This window comes from Micromonospora sp. CA-246542, assembly GCF_050942905.1.
Lineage (GTDB): Bacteria > Actinomycetota > Actinomycetes > Mycobacteriales > Micromonosporaceae > Micromonospora.
In genome coordinates this window covers 484693-499453 of sequence record NZ_CP192040.1, presented here as the reverse complement: position 1 = coordinate 499453, position 14761 = coordinate 484693, and the positions used below count along the sequence as shown (strand labels likewise).

At 72.2% G+C, this 14761-nt stretch carries 16 protein-coding genes and 1 pseudogene; 11 read left to right on the top strand and 6 right to left on the bottom strand.

Annotated elements, in window-relative coordinates; genetic code table 11:
- Nucleotides 1-492: an NUDIX domain-containing protein gene (locus ACQP0N_RS02455; protein WP_433117211.1), complete on the top strand. Its 492-nt coding sequence runs from the start codon at nucleotides 1-3 to the stop codon at nucleotides 490-492.
- A gap of 3 nt (nucleotides 493-495) precedes the next feature.
- Here ACQP0N_RS02455 and ACQP0N_RS02450 read toward each other — a convergent pair whose 3' ends face one another.
- Complete coding sequence (locus ACQP0N_RS02450) at nucleotides 496-1530, bottom strand: aldo/keto reductase (protein WP_433117209.1); 1035 nt, start codon at nucleotides 1528-1530, stop codon at nucleotides 496-498.
- A gap of 125 nt (nucleotides 1531-1655) precedes the next feature.
- Here ACQP0N_RS02450 and ACQP0N_RS02445 point away from each other — a divergent pair, with 125 nt between their 5' ends.
- Nucleotides 1656-2288: a TetR/AcrR family transcriptional regulator gene (locus tag ACQP0N_RS02445; protein WP_433117208.1), complete on the top strand. Its 633-nt coding sequence runs from the start codon at nucleotides 1656-1658 to the stop codon at nucleotides 2286-2288.
- Between the two features lie 157 nt (nucleotides 2289-2445).
- On the opposite strand, the gene ACQP0N_RS02440 is transcribed toward ACQP0N_RS02445, so the two are convergent.
- Together ACQP0N_RS02440 and ACQP0N_RS02435 are read right to left on the bottom strand one after the other, a co-directional pair.
- Nucleotides 2446-4122, bottom strand: coding sequence for an MDR family MFS transporter (locus ACQP0N_RS02440; protein ID WP_355049228.1), 1677 nt, complete (start codon nucleotides 4120-4122; stop codon nucleotides 2446-2448).
- Nucleotides 4123-4254: 132 nt separating this feature from the next.
- A complete protein-coding gene (locus tag ACQP0N_RS02435; RefSeq protein ID WP_433117206.1) occupies nucleotides 4255-4797 on the bottom strand; it encodes a type 1 glutamine amidotransferase domain-containing protein in 543 nt (180 codons plus the stop codon).
- 124 nt (nucleotides 4798-4921) lie between these two features.
- On the opposite strand from ACQP0N_RS02435, the gene rfaE2 reads away from it, so the two are divergent.
- Both rfaE2 and ACQP0N_RS02425 read left to right on the top strand, forming a co-directional pair.
- Nucleotides 4922-6718 (top strand): D-glycero-beta-D-manno-heptose 1-phosphate adenylyltransferase, encoded by a 1797-nt coding sequence (gene rfaE2 / locus ACQP0N_RS02430; RefSeq protein WP_433117204.1) that lies wholly within the window; start codon nucleotides 4922-4924, stop codon nucleotides 6716-6718.
- Nucleotides 6715-7590 carry a glycosyltransferase gene (locus ACQP0N_RS02425; RefSeq protein ID WP_433117202.1) on the top strand — a complete coding sequence of 292 codons (876 nt, stop codon included), beginning with the start codon at nucleotides 6715-6717 and terminating at the stop codon, nucleotides 7588-7590. The genes rfaE2 and ACQP0N_RS02425 overlap by 4 nt, the downstream gene beginning before the upstream one ends.
- Here ACQP0N_RS02425 and ACQP0N_RS02420 read toward each other — a convergent pair.
- From ACQP0N_RS02420 to ACQP0N_RS02410, 3 genes and pseudogenes are all read right to left on the bottom strand, one after another.
- The gene (locus ACQP0N_RS02420) at nucleotides 7580-8686 is read right to left on the bottom strand and encodes a glycosyltransferase family 9 protein (protein ID WP_433117200.1); all 1107 of its coding nucleotides are present in this window, start codon (nucleotides 8684-8686) and stop codon (nucleotides 7580-7582) included. The genes ACQP0N_RS02425 and ACQP0N_RS02420 overlap by 11 nt on opposite strands.
- Nucleotides 8687-8694: 8 nt before the next feature.
- Nucleotides 8695-9242 (bottom strand): annotated as a pseudogene (locus ACQP0N_RS02415) (Hsp20/alpha crystallin family protein).
- Nucleotides 9239-9739: a DUF2231 domain-containing protein gene (locus tag ACQP0N_RS02410; RefSeq protein WP_425731377.1), complete on the bottom strand. Its 501-nt coding sequence runs from the start codon at nucleotides 9737-9739 to the stop codon at nucleotides 9239-9241. The pseudogene ACQP0N_RS02415 and the gene ACQP0N_RS02410 overlap by 4 nt, the downstream one beginning before the upstream one ends.
- Before the next feature lie 165 nt (nucleotides 9740-9904).
- Here ACQP0N_RS02410 and ACQP0N_RS02405 point away from each other — a divergent pair, with 165 nt between their 5' ends.
- The 7 genes from ACQP0N_RS02405 to ACQP0N_RS02375 all read left to right on the top strand — a co-directional run bounded on the left by ACQP0N_RS02405 (nucleotide 9905) and on the right by ACQP0N_RS02375 (nucleotide 14751).
- Nucleotides 9905-10522 (top strand): pyridoxamine 5'-phosphate oxidase family protein, encoded by a 618-nt coding sequence (locus ACQP0N_RS02405; protein ID WP_433117198.1) that lies wholly within the window; start codon nucleotides 9905-9907, stop codon nucleotides 10520-10522.
- Between the two features lie 9 nt (nucleotides 10523-10531).
- Nucleotides 10532-11176, top strand: coding sequence for a class I SAM-dependent methyltransferase (locus ACQP0N_RS02400; RefSeq protein WP_433117196.1), 645 nt, complete (start codon nucleotides 10532-10534; stop codon nucleotides 11174-11176).
- A gap of 91 nt (nucleotides 11177-11267) precedes the next feature.
- A complete protein-coding gene (locus ACQP0N_RS02395; RefSeq protein WP_433117194.1) occupies nucleotides 11268-12125 on the top strand; it encodes a patatin-like phospholipase family protein in 858 nt (285 codons plus the stop codon).
- 95 nt (nucleotides 12126-12220) lie between these two features.
- A complete protein-coding gene (locus tag ACQP0N_RS02390) occupies nucleotides 12221-12475 on the top strand; it encodes a hypothetical protein (protein WP_355049238.1) in 255 nt (84 codons plus the stop codon).
- Entirely contained in the window at nucleotides 12472-13800 is a 1329-nt protein-coding gene (gene eccD / locus ACQP0N_RS02385) for a type VII secretion integral membrane protein EccD (RefSeq protein ID WP_433117192.1), read from the top strand. Before ACQP0N_RS02390 ends, eccD begins: the two co-directional genes overlap by 4 nt.
- Before the next feature lie 13 nt (nucleotides 13801-13813).
- The gene (locus ACQP0N_RS02380) at nucleotides 13814-14410 is read left to right on the top strand and encodes a hypothetical protein (RefSeq protein ID WP_433117190.1); all 597 of its coding nucleotides are present in this window, start codon (nucleotides 13814-13816) and stop codon (nucleotides 14408-14410) included.
- Nucleotides 14410-14751, top strand: a complete 342-nt coding sequence (locus ACQP0N_RS02375; RefSeq protein WP_433117188.1) for a hypothetical protein — start codon at nucleotides 14410-14412, stop codon at nucleotides 14749-14751. The genes ACQP0N_RS02380 and ACQP0N_RS02375 overlap by 1 nt, the downstream gene beginning before the upstream one ends.
- The last annotated feature ends 10 nt before the right edge of the window (nucleotides 14752-14761 follow it).

Genomic DNA, 14761 nt, shown 5'->3' with positions numbered 1-14761 from the left:
GTGAGCATCTCCTGGGCCGACTCGTACGTGGGGCAGTTACGCGCGCTCGCCGGGGACCGGACGCTGATGTTCGTCGGCGCCCGCGCCGTCGTCAGCGACAACGCGGGGCGCATCCTGCTGATCCAACGCTCCGACAACGGCCAGTGGGCGATGCCCGCCGGGGCCATGGAGCTGGGCGAATCCATCGCCGACTGCGCGGTACGCGAGGTCCGCGAGGAGACCGGGCTGCGGGCGCTACGGGTCTGCGCGTTCGCGCTCTACACCGGCCCGGATCGGACCAGCACCAACATGTACGGGCACACCTACCAGGTCTTCACCACGGCGTTCAAGGTGGAGGAGTGGGACGGGCAACTGACCCGGGTCACCGACGAGACCACGGACGCGGGCTTCTTCCCGCGCGACCGCTTCCCGACCCCACTCTCCACCTCGGTCCTGGAGACCCTGGCCGACCTGGACGTCTTCGAGCAGACGAACCGGCTGATCCTCAAGTAGGTCCTACTGCGGGTGGCGCATCCCGGCGAAGAACCCCTCCTGGATCCAGTTCGGGTACGCGACCGGCAGCTTGGTGGCCTCGTCCAGCTCGGCGAGATCCTGCTCGCTCAGCGTGAGGTCGGTGGCGGCGATGTTGTCCACCAACTGCTCGTGCTTGCGGGCACCGACGATCACGCTGGTGACGGCCGGCCGGGACAGCAGCCAGGCGATGGCCACCCGGGCCGGGCTGACGTCGTGCCGCTGGGCGACGGCCTTGAGCACGTCGACGACCGCGAAGCCGTGCTCGGGGTCGAACGGCGTGAAACTGGTGTAGCCGGGCTGGGCGCTGCGCGCGCCGCTGTCGGTGACGGCACCATCCCGGCCCACCTTGCCGGAGAGGAAACCACCGGCGAGCGGGCTCCACACGGTCAGACCGACATTCGCGTCGAGCGCCATCGGCACCACGTCCCGCTCCACGTCCCGACCCAGCAGCGAGTAGTACTCCTGCACCGAGACGAAGCCGGCCAGCTTCTCCCGCGCGGAGATGCCCAACGCCTTCGAGATCTGCCAGGCGGCGAAGTTGGCGCAGCCGATGTAGCGGACCTTGCCCCGCCGGACCGCGTCGTCGAGCGCCCGCAGCATCTCCTCCATCGGAGTGACCTGGTCGAAGTTGTGGATCTGGTACAGGTCGATGTGATCGGTACCCAGCCGACGCAGGCTGTCCTCCAGGTTCTGCATGATGTGCAGCCGGGAGGTGCCGACGTCGTTCGGACCGGGCCCGGTACGCGAGTGCACCTTGGTGGCCAGCACGACGTCCCGGCGCCGCTTGCCGAGCGCCTGGCCGAGCAGTTCCTCGCTCTCACCGTCGCTGTAGCCGTCGGCCGTGTCGACGAAGTTGACGCCCGCGTCCAGAGCCGTGTCGACCATTCGCTGCGCCTCGGGCAGCGCCAGCGCGCCGAGGGTCCCCCACAGCGGGTGCCCGCTTCCACCGAAGGTCATCGCGCCGAGCGAGATCTCCGAGACGTACACCCCGGTGGTGCCCAGCAGTCGGTACTTCACCTGTGTTGCTCCTCGTGGTGGGTGCGGAGGCCGAGGTAGGGCGCTCCGTGGTCACTATGTCGGACAGTGTGTCCGGCAGCGAGCGTACGTCGCCGGGCCGACCCTCGGCCACCTAGGATTTCGGCATGCCGTCGATCACCCGCCGCCGCCCGCGCAACCCCGATGGGCGGGCCGCCGTCGAGGCACGGGTACTGGCAGCCACCGAGCGGCTCCTGAGGGAGGGGGTCCGCTTCACCGACCTCGGTGTGCAGCGGATCGCCGCCGAGGCGGGGGTGGCCCGGTCGACCTTCTACATCCACTTCCGGGACAAGACCGAGCTGCTCATGCGCCTCGCCGGCACGATGCGGGACACTTCCTTCGACCGGACCGGCCAGTGGGATCCGGCCGGTAGCGATGATCCGTTGAAGAGCCTGACCGAGGTCTTCACCGACGTAATCCGAATCTACCGGACATATGCCCCGGTGCTGGCGGCGGTCAGCGAGGTGGCCGCCTACGACGAGGTGGTGCGGGAGTACTGGTCGGGCGGACTGGAGCAGTTCGTCGCGCGCACCGCGAACGCCCTGCGGGCCGAGCAGCAGGCCGGACGTACCCCCGCCGACCTGGACGTGTCCGCGGCCAGCCGGCTGATCGTGATCGGCGGCGACCGCTTCCTCGCCGACCACGTCAGCACGACCACCGCGGACCCCGAGACGGACGCGGCGGCCGCGCGGGAACTGGCGGCGACCTGGTGGTACGGCACCTACCGCCGCCCCGCCTGACCCTTCGGTGATGTTCCAGAAGTAGCTCCGACACGAATGCGTCGGGGCACGGGCCTGCCAATGAGCGTGATGCCTGTGAGTCATCAAGATGACTCACAGGCATCACGCTCATTCGGAAGTTGCCGGCCGCCGCGGAGCGGTCCGGGCGACCGCGTGGTCAGATCATCGTCTGGGACTTGGCCTCCATGTCGGCGGCGGCCTCTTCCTTGGACTCGCGGGTCAGCGGCTTACCGCCCGGTGCGGGCGCCTCGCCGCCGAGCGGGTCGGCCCCGCCCTTGGCACCCTCCGGGCCGGCACCCCGCAACTCACTGTTGGGCATCGCCAGGGTCACCAGCACCGCCACGATGGCGACGAGCCCGGCGGTCAGGAAGACCAGGTGCAGCGACTCCACGAACGACGCCTGGATGGCGGCCCGTACGGCACCGGGCAGCGCCATGATCGTCGCGGGGTCGTTGATCGAGATGTTCGTGCCGCCACTCGCCGCCACCGCGGCCCGCTGCTCCGGTGGGAGCTGGGCGATCGCACCGGGCAGCCGGTCGGCAAGCTGCGAGTTGAGCCGCGACGACAGCACCGTGCCGAGGATCGCCACCCCGAACGAACCACCCAGCGACCGGAAGAACGTCGCCGACGAGGTACCGGCGCCCAGGTCGCGGACGGAGACCGCGTTCTGCACCGCGAGGACGAGCGACTGCATGCACAGACCGAGGCCGACGCCGATCACCACCATGAACCCGAACGCCACCCAGAGCGACGTACCCACCTGCAAACGGGTGAACAGCAGCATGCCGACCAGCAGGGTCGCCGCCCCGGCCACCGGGAACCACTTGTAGCGGCCGATCCGGCTCATCGCCCGACCGGTGACGATCGAGGTGACGATGATGCCCGCCATCATCGGCAGCATCAGCAGACCGCTGCGGGTCGGCGAGGCGCCCTTGACGATCTGGAGGTACAGCGGGATGAAGATGATCGACCCGAACATCACCAGACCGAGCACGAAGCCGGCCGAGTTGGCCAGCGCGAACGTGGCGCTGCGGAACAGCCGCAGGGGCAGGATCGGCTCGGCGACCCGCGCCTCCTGGAGCACGAAGAGCGCGGCCAGCACCGCACCGGCGACGAAGAGGCCGATGATCAGCCCGGAACCCCACGGGTACTCGTTGCCGCCCCAGCTCAGCGCGAGCAGCAGGCTGCTCACCCCGGCCACCAGCAGGCCGGCCCCGAGCCAGTCGATCGCGTGGTCCCGTCGCTCGAACGGGATCAGCCGCATCACGTGGTAGCAAACCACGATGGCCAGGATCGCCAGCGGCACGTTGATGTAGAAGATCCACCGCCAGTCGGTCTCGGCGAAGTACCCACCGACCAACGGTCCCGCCACCGACGCGATGCCGAACACCGCGCCGAAGAGTCCCTGGTAACGGCCCCTCTCCCGAGGTGAGACCACGTCCGAGATGATCGTGAACGCCAGCGTCAGCAGACCACCGGCGCCGAGCCCCTGGATGCCGCGCGTGATGATCAGCTGGGTCATGTTCTGCGACAACCCGGCCAGCAGCGACCCGAGCAGGAACGTGCCGATCGAGAAGAGGAAGACCGGGCGACGCCCGTACAGGTCGGCCATCTTGCCGTACAGGGGCGTCGACGCGGTCGAGGCGAGCAGGTACGCGGTGACCACCCACGAGTAGTGGTTGATCCCGCCCAGCTCACCGACGATCGTCGGCAGGGCCGTACCGACAATGGTCTGGTCGAGGGCGGCCAGCAGCATGCCGGTCATCAGACCCAGCATGAGAAGCCGGATCTGCTGGCGGTTCAACACCGGGGCAGCGGAGGCGTCGGCAGTCATACGCCCCTCTTTCCCGCCCACCCCAGAACATGCGCGCAACCGCCGACCTGTGTCGCGGTGATCAAGAGGTTTGCGTCACGACACGCCGGTCGGGATGACGCAAACCTCTTGATCACCGGGGAAAAGGTCGGGTCAGGAGGCGGCGAAGGATTTGATGATCTGGGTGCAGAAGGCGGGGAGGTCGTCGGGGTTTCTGCTGCTCACCAGGTTGCCGTCGGTTACGCACTCCTCGTCCACCCAGGTTGCGCCGGCGTTGGTCAGGTCGGTGCGCAGGCTGGGCCACGAGGTGATCTTCCGGCCGCGCACCACGTCCGCCTCGATCAGCGTCCACGGGCCGTGGCAGATCACCCCGACCGGCTTACCGGCCTCGAAGAACGCCTTCACGAACCGCACCGCGTCCGGATCCGACCGCAGGAAGTCCGGGTTCGCCACCCCTCCGGGCAGCACGAGCGCGTCGTACCCGGCGGCGTCCGCCTTGTCCGCGGTGACGTCGACGTCGTACGTCTTGGACTGGTCGAGGTGGTTGAAGGACTGGATGGAACCGGGCTTGAGCGAGACCAGCTCCACGGTCGCGCCGGCGTTCTCGACCGCCTCGCGCGGCTGGACGTACTCGACCTCCTCGACACCGTCGGCGGCCAGGAAGGCGATCCTCTTACCCTGCAATGTCGCTGCCATCTCGGTACATCTCCTCTCCGGGGTTCCTCAGTTCCCTTCCCGCGCCCTACCGCCCGAAACACCCCACGAGGGGCGTCACATCGGCCCAGGTTTGGCCCGGGGGCCGCTGGGGACCCGGGGAGGCATGGCAGGAGCAGCAGCGGAAAAGCGCAGGCTCGCCACCGTCGTGGAGAGCTGGCTCGGGCGTCCGGTCCTGATCGTCGGTGACGCCATGCTGGACGAGTGGCGGTTCGCCGAGTCCGACCGGCTCTGCCGGGAGGCGCCCGCCCCGGTCCTGACCCTGCGTCGGCGGATCTCCGCCGCCGGTGGGGCCGCGAACACCGCCGTCAACGTCGCCACCCTCGGCGGTCGGGCCGTGCTGGTGGCGCCGGTCGGCGCGGACGTCGCCGGGGACGAACTGCACGACTGTCTGGACCGGGCCGGCGTCTGGGACCGTACCGTCAACCAACCCGGCCGACCCACCCCCGTGAAGCGGCGGATGCTGGCCGGCAACCAGATCCTGCTCCGGGAGGATTCGGGTGACCCCGACGACGCGCTCGACCCGGAGGGCGTGACCCGGCTGCTCGCGGCGCTCGACTGCGCGACCGAGGAGCTGCGCGCCGCCGCCGGCGGCGAGGCGCCGACCCTGGTGGTCTGCGACTACGGCCTGGGGGCACTGCCCGCGCCGGTCCGCGCGTGGCTGGTCGAGAACCGCGAGCGGTACGCCACGGTCGCGCTGGACGCCCACGACCTCGCCGACTGGCGAGGGCTCGCGCCGACCGTAGTCACCCCGAGCTTCGCCGAGGCGACCCGGTTGCTGGCCCGGGCCGGTGGCGCGACCCGTACGACGACCGGCACCGACCTGCACCTGGAACACCCCGACATCGACCCGGCCGACGGACCGTCCGAGTTGAGCGTGGGGGCCGCCCCGGGCGGGGCCCGTGTCGACGACCGTCCCGGTCCGGTCGGCGAACCCACGCCGGGCGAGAGTCGGGTGGCCCTCACCGGCGACGGTCTCAGCGTCACCGGCACGGGCGTCACCGTGAACACCGAGGCCGGAGCGGGTGTCGACCGGGCCGTGCTGGCCGAGTCGCGCCTGGCGGAGTTGCACGCCCACACGGGGGCGGACGTGGTCGCGGTGACCCTGGACACCGACGGCGCGGTGGTCGGCGGCGCGGACGGCGAGCGGCGGCGCAGCCACAGCACCCCGGTCCCGGCGAGCCACGCCGTGGGAGCGGGAGACGCCTACCTGGCGGCGATGACCCTGGCCCTGGCCGCCGCCGCGCCGCTACCCACCGCCGCGCAACTCGCCCAGCTCGCGGCCACCATCACGGTCTCGGACACCGGCACCTGCGTGTGCCTGCGCGACGACCTGCTCGCCGCGCTCGACATGCCGCCGGAGGCAAGCGGGCACCCAGCGGTGGTCGGCACCGACGAGTTGGACGCGATCGTCGCCGAACACCGCGAGGCGGGACGGTCGGTGGTGTTCACCAACGGCTGCTTCGACGTGCTGCACCCCGGGCACGTGCGCTACCTGGAACAGGCCCGCGCCCTGGGCGACCTGCTCATCGTGGCGGTCAACTCGGACGGCAGCGTACGCCGGCTCAAGGGTCCGGACCGGCCGGTCAACCCGGTCGAGGACCGTGGCACCCTGCTGGCCGCGCTGTCCTGCGTGGACCACGTGGTGGTCTTCGAGGAGGACTCGCCCGCCGCGCTGATCGAGGCGGTCCGGCCGGACGTCTACGTCAAGGGCGGGGACTACCCGCCCGAGCTGGTGCCGGAAGCGCCGCTGGTGCGGCGGCTCGGCGGTCAGGTGCGAACCCTCGGGTACGTGGCGGACCGGTCCACCTCGGCGATCATCGAACGGATCCGGTCGCACGGTCAGGACCCGTCGTCGTACGCCTCCGATCCGTCGTTGAGCACCCGTACCCAGTCGTCGTGAACCGGCCCCTCGCCCTCGGCACGCCGGCGGAGTTCCGCGTCGACCGGCTCGTCGACGTGCTGATCCCGACCCGTAACCGGCCCACCGAACTGGCCGTCACCCTGGCCGGGCTCGCCGCGCAGGAGGGGGTGCCCGGCTTCGGCGTGGTGGTCAGCGACCAGTCCGACGGGGACCCGGCGTACGCCCACCCGGCCGCCGCCACCATGGTCCGGGCGCTGCGGCATGCCGGCCACCCGGTGCTGCTGACCCGCCGGCTGCCGCGTCGGGGCCTGGCCGAGCACCGCGCGTACCTGCTCGACGCGTCGGCGGCCCGGTACGTGCTCAACCTCGACGACGACGTCTGGCTGGAGCCGGGGGCGCTGCGCCGGCTGGTCACCGCGATCGAGGAGCTGGGCTGCGGGTTCGTGGGCAACGGGGTGCACGGTCTGTCGTACGTCGACGACGTCCGTCCGGACACGCACGGGCACTATGAGGAGTGGGCGGGACCGCCCGCGCCGGAGCGGATCCGACCGGGCAGCGTCGAATGGGACCGCGCCCGGATCCACTCGGCCGCCAACCTGCTGCACGTCACCGCCGGGGTGGGACTGCCGCCGGGCGCGTGGCGGGCGTACAAGGTGTCCTGGATCGGCGGCTGTGTGCTCTACGACCGGGCCAAGCTTCTCGACTCGGGCGGGTTCGACTTCTGGCGTCGGGTGCAGGAGAGACACCAGGGCGAGGACGTGGCCGCCCAGCTCGCGGTGCTGGCCCGGCACGGCGGGGCGGGCATCCTGCCCAGCGGCGCCTACCACCTGGAGACCCCCACCACGGTCACCGAACGGGACGTGGAGGCGTGGGAGGTCGTCCTCGCCGACGAGGGCGCCGCTACGGGTTGAGCAGTTCGCGGGCCGCCTCGCGCACCTCGGCCACCGGCACGTCGGTGACGAACGAGTCGCGGTGCGGGCACTCGCCGTCGCCCGGCCGGTGCGGATAGATGCCGGGCGTGCAGTCCACCCCGCAGACCGGGCAGTGCACCATCCAGGAAGCGATCGGTCGGTGCCGGCCGCGCAGCGGGTTCGCCGTGTTGATCAGGTTGCCGACCCAGAAGATGCCCACCGTGGACGTACCCACCGCGGCGGCCAGGTGCAGCGGACCGGTGTCGTTCGAGACGACCAGCGCGCAACCGGCGTAGCAGCCGGCCAGCCCGCCGAGGCTGAGCGTGCCCACCTGCGGCCGGACCGGGGCCACGGCCGCCGCGACCACGCGGTCCACGACGTCCCGCTCCGCTGGCGTACCGGTCACCAGCACCTCGTAGCCGTCGTCGTGCAGCGCGTCCGCCACCTCGGCGAACCGCTCGGCCGGCCAGCGCCGTCGCGTGTCGCTGGCACCGGGATGCAACGCCACCCGGGGTCGCTCCGGCGGACCGAGCACCCGCTCCGCCTCCGCCCGGTCGGCGTCGGTGACCGCCAGCGTCGGCACGATCGTGGTGGCCGGAGCGCCCACCAGCGCCACCGTCTCCAGGTAGCGGATCACCTCGTGCTGGTAGTACACGTAGCGGAGCCACCGGTCCAGCGGCGGCGCGTCCTCGGCGCGCAGCCCGACGGTCACCCGGGCGCCGAGCCGACTGATCAACGGGTTGGAGTTCGCGCCGCCACCGTGGAGCTGCACCGCCAGGTCGAAGCTCTCGTCCCGGGCCGCCGCCACGAAGTCGTCCACCGTCGAGGTCGACTCGTCGGCCACCGGCTCGCGGATGCCCGGCCCCGGCGGCACCACCAGCACCCGGTCCACCGGGCCGGGCCGGTCGCGCCAGAGCTTCGCGTGCCACGGCGCTCCGAGCAACACGATCTCCGCCGAGGGGTACGCGGCACGCAGCGCCTCCAGCGCCGGGAGGACGAAGATGAAGTCGCCGAGGGCGTTGGCGCGCAGCACCGCGATCCGCCGCACGTCGTCGACTCGCCCGGCCGTCGGGCCGAGCAGGGACGGGGTGACCACGCGGCCCGCTACGGCCGGTCGATCTCGCCGGCGGTGTCCGGGTGGTGCAGCTCCCGGTCCGCGGCGGGGTCGGCCGGAACCGGCGTACCCCGGACAGGCCGCCGGAGCGCGGCCCGGTGCGGCCGACGGTGATGGTGCGCGGCGCGGGCCGCGCCGCCCGGGGCAGGTGGACCCGCAGCAGCCCGTGGTCCATCACCGCGTCGATGCCCTCCGGGTCGACCCGCGAGGGCAGGTCGACGCGGTACTCGAAACCCCGCGTCTCGAAGCCACCCGGGATGCCCTGGTCGGCGTTGACCTCCGCCTCGGAGCGGCCCCGCACACACAACTCGCGGTCGTCCAGCTCGACGGCGACCTCCTCCGGCGCGACGCCGGGCAACCGCACGACGACCTGCCAGCCGTCCGCGGTCTCGGTCAGCTCGACGTCGGACGCCCCGGACCGGCCGCCGACCAGCCGGCTCAGCTCGGCGCGCAGCGACTGCAACTCGCCCATCGGGTCCCAGCCCTGCTGCCGGCTGCGCCACCCCCGGCCGAACCCCCCGGACTGCTGTTCGCTCATCGCACGTCTCCGATCCGCTGGGTGGTGGGTCGCAGTGAGCTGGGCGCGTCCAGGTCGGCGTCGCGGTCGACGCCCACACCGAGCCGGTCGACGAGCTCGCCACCGAGCCAGGCGCTGATGCCGAGGATCGCCACCGCGACCACCTCGATGGCGATCAGCGCGCCGCCGGCGGCCCGCGAATCCGCGTTGAGCCGGACCGCCCAGACGGCGGCGAAGAGCAGGATCACCGCGACGTTCGCGCCCGCGTGCAGCAGGCCGACCCGCTTCGCGCGGGTGCCGGTCGGGATCGCCAGCAGGTCGAACGAGCCGGCCGCCGCGGCCAGCAGACCACCGATCAGACCGACGGTGATGTTCCAGTACGCGACCTCGCCGAGGAAGTCGGGGCCGCCGACCGTGTCGATGATGTCGAACAGCACCGCGGTGACCAGCAACGCCACCGGGAACATGACAAGCATCGGGTGGACCGGGTGACCCAGCACCTTGAGTCGGCTCTCCATGTCCCGGCCTCCACTGGTCGGCGCTCCTGCGGACGGTACGTGCGGCGGGCGTGTCGGGTCAGGCCGTACCCCCGGCGGTCGGGGGCAAACCTCGATGGCCACGCGGGCATAGGCTGGCGACGGTGGCGCGCCCGCCACCCTGGTCAACGGCTCAGGGAGGATCACGTGACGGTGGAGATCACCACACACGAGGAACTACGCGAGCTGCTCGGGACGCCGCACCCCCGGGCCGCCAACAAGGACCGCCCCCGCCTGCACGAGCGCGACCGCGACTGGCTCGCCGCCGCGCCGTTCTGCCTGGTGGCGACGGCCGGCGCGGACGGCACCTGCGACGTCTCCCCGAAGGGTGACCCGGCCGGCTTCGCGCTGGTGCTCGACGACACGACCATCGCGCTGCCGGAACGTCCGGGCAACAAGCGGGCGGACGGCTACCAGAACATCCTGGACAACCCGCACGTCGGGCTGCTCTTCCTGATCCCGGGCCGCACCGACACGCTGCGCATCAACGGGCGGGCCCGCCTGGTGCGCGACGCCCCCTGGTTCGACGAGATGGTCGTCAAGGGGCACCGACCGGTCCTGGCCGTGGTCGTGGAGATCGAGCAGATCTTCTACCACTGCGCGAAGGCGTTCCTGCGGTCCGCGCTGTGGCAGCCGGAGACCTGGCAGCCGGACGTCCTGCCGTCCCGCGCCCGCCTGATCAAGGAGGTCGAGGCGCCCGTCGAGAGTCTGGAGGAACTGGAGACGCACTACGGCCCGGAGTACGCCAAGAAGATCTACGTCTAACCTTCCCGGATGGACGCGGACGACTGGCTGACCGATACGCGCACCTCGTACGACACCGTGGCGGTGAGCTACGCCGACCTCGTCCGCGACTTTCTGGCGAGCGCGCCCTACGAGCGGGCCGCGCTGGCGCTGTTCGCCGAACTCGTCCGCGCCACGGGCGGCGGTCCGGTCGCGGACGTGGGCTGCGGCACCGGTCGCATCACCGCCCACCTGCACGAGCTGGGTCTCGACGTGTTCGGCATCGACCTGTCCCCCGGCATGCTGGCGGTGGCCCGCCGCGACAATCCCGACCTGCGGTTCGAGGTGGGCTCGATGACCGACCTCGACCTGGCCGACGGCTCGGTGGCCGGCCTGATCGCCTGGTACTCGCTCATCCACGTCCCGGACGAGCGGCTCGGTCAGGTCCTCGCGCACTTCCACCGGGTGGTACGTCCGGGCGGGCCGCTGCTGGTCGGCTTCCACGTGGGTGACGAGACGACGCTCAAGACCGAGGGGTACGGCGGTCACCCGATGCGGGTCCACGTGCACCGTCGCCGGCCGGCCCGGATGACGTCCTGGCTCCGCGACAACGGCTTCGCGGTCGAGGCGGAGATGACGGTCACCTCGCCGGAGAGCAAGCTCGGCGGGATCATCTTCGGCCGACGAATGCCCTGAGCCACACAGCCGTTGTCAGCCCTCCGCGACGCCTGCTAGCGTCAAACTGCGAACGGCGTTAGCAGTAACTCAGCGGGAGGGTGGGCAAGCGATGACGGACGACACGCGGCCGGTCTGGGTGCTCGGTGGCGGTGGAGTCGCCGGCATCGCCTGGGAGGTGGGCATCCTCGCCGGCCTCGCCGACGAGGGAATCACCGTGGCCCCGGAGGCGGTGCTTCTCGGCACGAGCGCCGGCGCCGTGGTGGGCGCCCAGATCGCCAGCGGAACACCCCTGCCCGAGCTGTACGAGCGCCAGCGTCAGGGCGTACCCCACGAGACCGGCCCCGCGCTGGGCCTGCTCACTCTGCTGCGGCTGGCCCGGGCACAGCTGTTCGCCCGCAGCCCCGAACAGGCCGCCCGCCGCCTCGGCAGGCTCGCGCTCGCGGCACCCATCGACGACCCGTCGCGGCAGCGCCGGATCGCGGAGGCCCGCCTCCCCGACCACGACTGGAAGGACGCCGACCTGCGCGTCACCGCCGTCGACGTCGAGTCCGGCGTCCTGCGCCTCTTCACGCGGCACGACGGCGTACCCCTCGTGGACGCGGTCGCCGCGAGCTGCGCCATGCCGCAGTCCGCCGCTCCGGTCGCCATCGACGGTCGCCGGTACATGGACGGCGGCATGCGGTCCAGCCTCAACCTGGACCTCGCACCCGGGAACGGCCCGGTGATCGCCCTCGCGCCCAGCACCGCCGCCATCGGGCCGTGGGCCCGGATCGAGAAGCAGCGAGCCGCCCTGGACGAGAGCCGCCCGGTCGAACTGCTGCTGCGCGACACGGCCTCCAAGAACGCGCAGGGTACGAGCGTGACGGACCGATCCGTCGTACCCGCGCTCGTGGCCGCCGGGCGGGAGCAGGGCCGGCGCGAGGCGGCCCGGGTGGCCGCCGCACTCGGAGCCACCAGCCCTTCCTAGGGCTGATCAACGTCGACGCGTTGGCGTAGTGGGCCCATCGGCAGCGCGTGATCGCCGTCCCCAATCGAATTAGCGGCCGTGGATAGAATCGAGCCGTGGCGCGGGAATTCGACACCCAGCTCATCGAGTCGGTCGCGGTTCGCCGTGCCCGCATGCGGGAGCTGCTGCTGTGGGGCAGGCAGCGCCGCGTCCGCGCCACGGGTGACGGCTTCCGTTGGCTGCGGGCCGGTCTCGTGCTCGCGGCGGTGGCCTGCGCCGTGTGTGTGGGCTGGTCCTTCCTGCAGAACGTCGTCGCCGAGCAACAGCGGGCACGCAACCCGGCAGCGGTTCAGCCGACAGGCCAGCGATGACCGGTCCGCAGGCCCTCGCGTCCGCCGGTCACCTCAGTCGGGTGACCCTGGCTGGGCCACACCGCCGCATCGACCTCGTATTGCCCGCCGACGAACCGCTCGGCCTGCTGCTGCCCGAGGTCGTCGCCCTCGTGGGCCACCCACCGACGGACGATTCGCGGGGCTACCAGATCAGCACCCTCGACGGTACGGTGCTCGATCCCGCCGGCAGTCTGCGGCAGGCCGCCGTACCCGACGGTGCCCTGCTCCGGGTCGATCCCATCTCGGAGGCACCACCCGCGGCGATCGTCCACGACGTCTCCGACGAGGTGGGCGACGATCTCACGCGTCGACGCGGCCGCTGGGGTGACGTCCCTCGGACGTGGACCGCCACCACCGCCTGTCTGGTGGCCGCCACCACGGCCGCCCTGTTCTCCGGCCCACGACTCGGTCCCGCCCTGGTCAGCGTCGTCGGTGGCGCGGTCGCCCTGGCCGGCCTCCTCCTCGGACTGGCGGGCAGACGGGCCGTCGGGGTGGCGGTGCTGCTGAGCGGCGCCGCGATCGTGACGACCACCGTGCCCGGTTGGACCGACACCGGCGCCGGACAGCTGGCGCTGTGGGCCGTGGTGATCGGCTGCGCCGTCCTGGCCGTGGGTGCGGCGACGGGCAACGGCCGCGCCGGCCTCCTCGGCGGCGGGACAACACTCCTCCTGGTCGCGGGCTGGGGCACCCCGCTGCTGTTCGGCGTGTCCGACGAGCGGACCGCGGCGGTGATGGCGATCGCGTCGGTGGGCGTGCTGGGGCTGCTGCCCCGGTTCGCGCTGATCGCGTCGGGCCTCACCCGTCTCGACGACCGACGCAGCAACGACGAGCCGGTGAGCCGTGTATCCGTACAGGCCGCCGTCGACTCCGCGCATCGGGGACTGGCCGTCGCGGCGATCGCGGCGGCGACTTCGGCGGCACTCGCCGGGCTCGTCCTCGCGGCCACGCCGGGTCCGTGGCCACTGACGCTGGCAGTCCTCGTGGCCGCCGCCCTGCTGCTGCGGATGCGCGCCTTTCCGCTGGCGGCCGAAGTGGTGGCGCTGGTGACCGGCACGCTGACCGTCGTGGGTGGCCTGCTGCTGAGCTGGATACGCCAGCGACCCGACACGTGGTGGGCCGCCGCCGTGGCGGCCCTCGGGGTCTGCGCGGTGTCCCTGGCGATCCTTTCGTACCGGCCGCCGCCACACGTCCTGGCGCGGGGCCGGCAGCTCGCCGACCGCGTCGAGGCCCTGACCGTGATGGCGCTGGTGCCCGTCGCCGTAGGGGTGTTCGGGCTCTACTCACGACTACTCGACACGTTCTAAGGGAGGGGGTGGCATGAGCGCTCCACCGGTGCCGCGAACCGCACCGCCGGCCGATCCCCCGGTGGCGGAGCCGACCAACCCGCCGATCGCACGCCGTCCCCCCTCCGGCGACTCCGCGCTACGGCGTACCTGGCGCAGCGCCAGCCAGATGTTCGCCAGCGGCCGACAGAACCGGGAACTCGCCGACCTGGCGGCCGAGGTGCAGTCGCCCGTACACACCGGCCGGCGCATCGCGGTGGCCTCCGTGCAGGGTGGCGCCGGGAAGTCCACGGTCGCCGCGCTGCTGGCGTCGGTGTTCGCGGCCCGTCGTGCCGATCCGGTCCTCGCCGCGGACGCCGACCCGTACGAGGGCTCGCTGACCTGGCGGCTCGGCGTGCCGAGTGAGCCGTCGCTGCACCAGCTGGCACCCGGCCTACTCGCGGCACGAGGCGGCGACCTACGCGAGCTGGCACCACTCCTACCCCGCACCGGGACGGGCCTCTGGGTGCTGCCGGGGGCACCACGAACGCGAACCTGTGCACCGCGGTCACCCGCGCGCTGTCGCGCCTCTTCGCCGTCACCGTCACCGACTGCCCACCCGGCCTGGAGGCCCGTACCCCGGCGGGGGTGATGGCCGACGCGCACGCCGTGGTGCTCGTCGCGGCGGCCACACCCGACGGGGTACGGGGCACCTACCAGGCCCTCCGTCGGATCGTCGACGACGGGTACGGGGCGTGGCTGGACCGGGTCGTCGTCGTGCTGAGCGCGGGCAGCCCGCACGGCCGGTCGACGCTGGACCAGCGCGCGGCACGGGAGTTGATCGGGCAGACCGGCGTACCGGTGGTGGCGCTGCCCTACGACCGCCACCTGGCCGCCGGCGCGCTCATCACGCCGTCGCGGATCGGCGAGGCGACGCTCGTGGAGGTGACCCGCGCCGCCGCGTTGGCCCTGACCCGCGCCCGGCAGATCTGACCGGAGGACC

Coding starts and splice junctions, on each gene's coding strand:
- ACQP0N_RS02445 (WP_433117208.1), top strand. CDS start 1,656: ATGCCGTCGATCACCCGCCGCCGCCCGCGCAACCCCGATGGGCGGGCC.
- ACQP0N_RS02440 (WP_355049228.1), bottom strand. CDS start 4,122: ATGACTGCCGACGCCTCCGCTGCCCCGGTGTTGAACCGCCAGCAGATC.
- ACQP0N_RS02435 (WP_433117206.1), bottom strand. CDS start 4,797: ATGGCAGCGACATTGCAGGGTAAGAGGATCGCCTTCCTGGCCGCCGAC.
- rfaE2 (WP_433117204.1), top strand. CDS start 4,922: ATGGCAGGAGCAGCAGCGGAAAAGCGCAGGCTCGCCACCGTCGTGGAG.
- ACQP0N_RS02410 (WP_425731377.1), bottom strand. CDS start 9,739: ATGGAGAGCCGACTCAAGGTGCTGGGTCACCCGGTCCACCCGATGCTT.
- ACQP0N_RS02400 (WP_433117196.1), top strand. CDS start 10,532: ATGGACGCGGACGACTGGCTGACCGATACGCGCACCTCGTACGACACC.
- ACQP0N_RS02395 (WP_433117194.1), top strand. CDS start 11,268: ATGACGGACGACACGCGGCCGGTCTGGGTGCTCGGTGGCGGTGGAGTC.
- eccD (WP_433117192.1), top strand. CDS start 12,472: ATGACCGGTCCGCAGGCCCTCGCGTCCGCCGGTCACCTCAGTCGGGTG.
- ACQP0N_RS02380 (WP_433117190.1), top strand. CDS start 13,814: ATGAGCGCTCCACCGGTGCCGCGAACCGCACCGCCGGCCGATCCCCCG.
- ACQP0N_RS02375 (WP_433117188.1), top strand. CDS start 14,410: ATGGCCGACGCGCACGCCGTGGTGCTCGTCGCGGCGGCCACACCCGAC.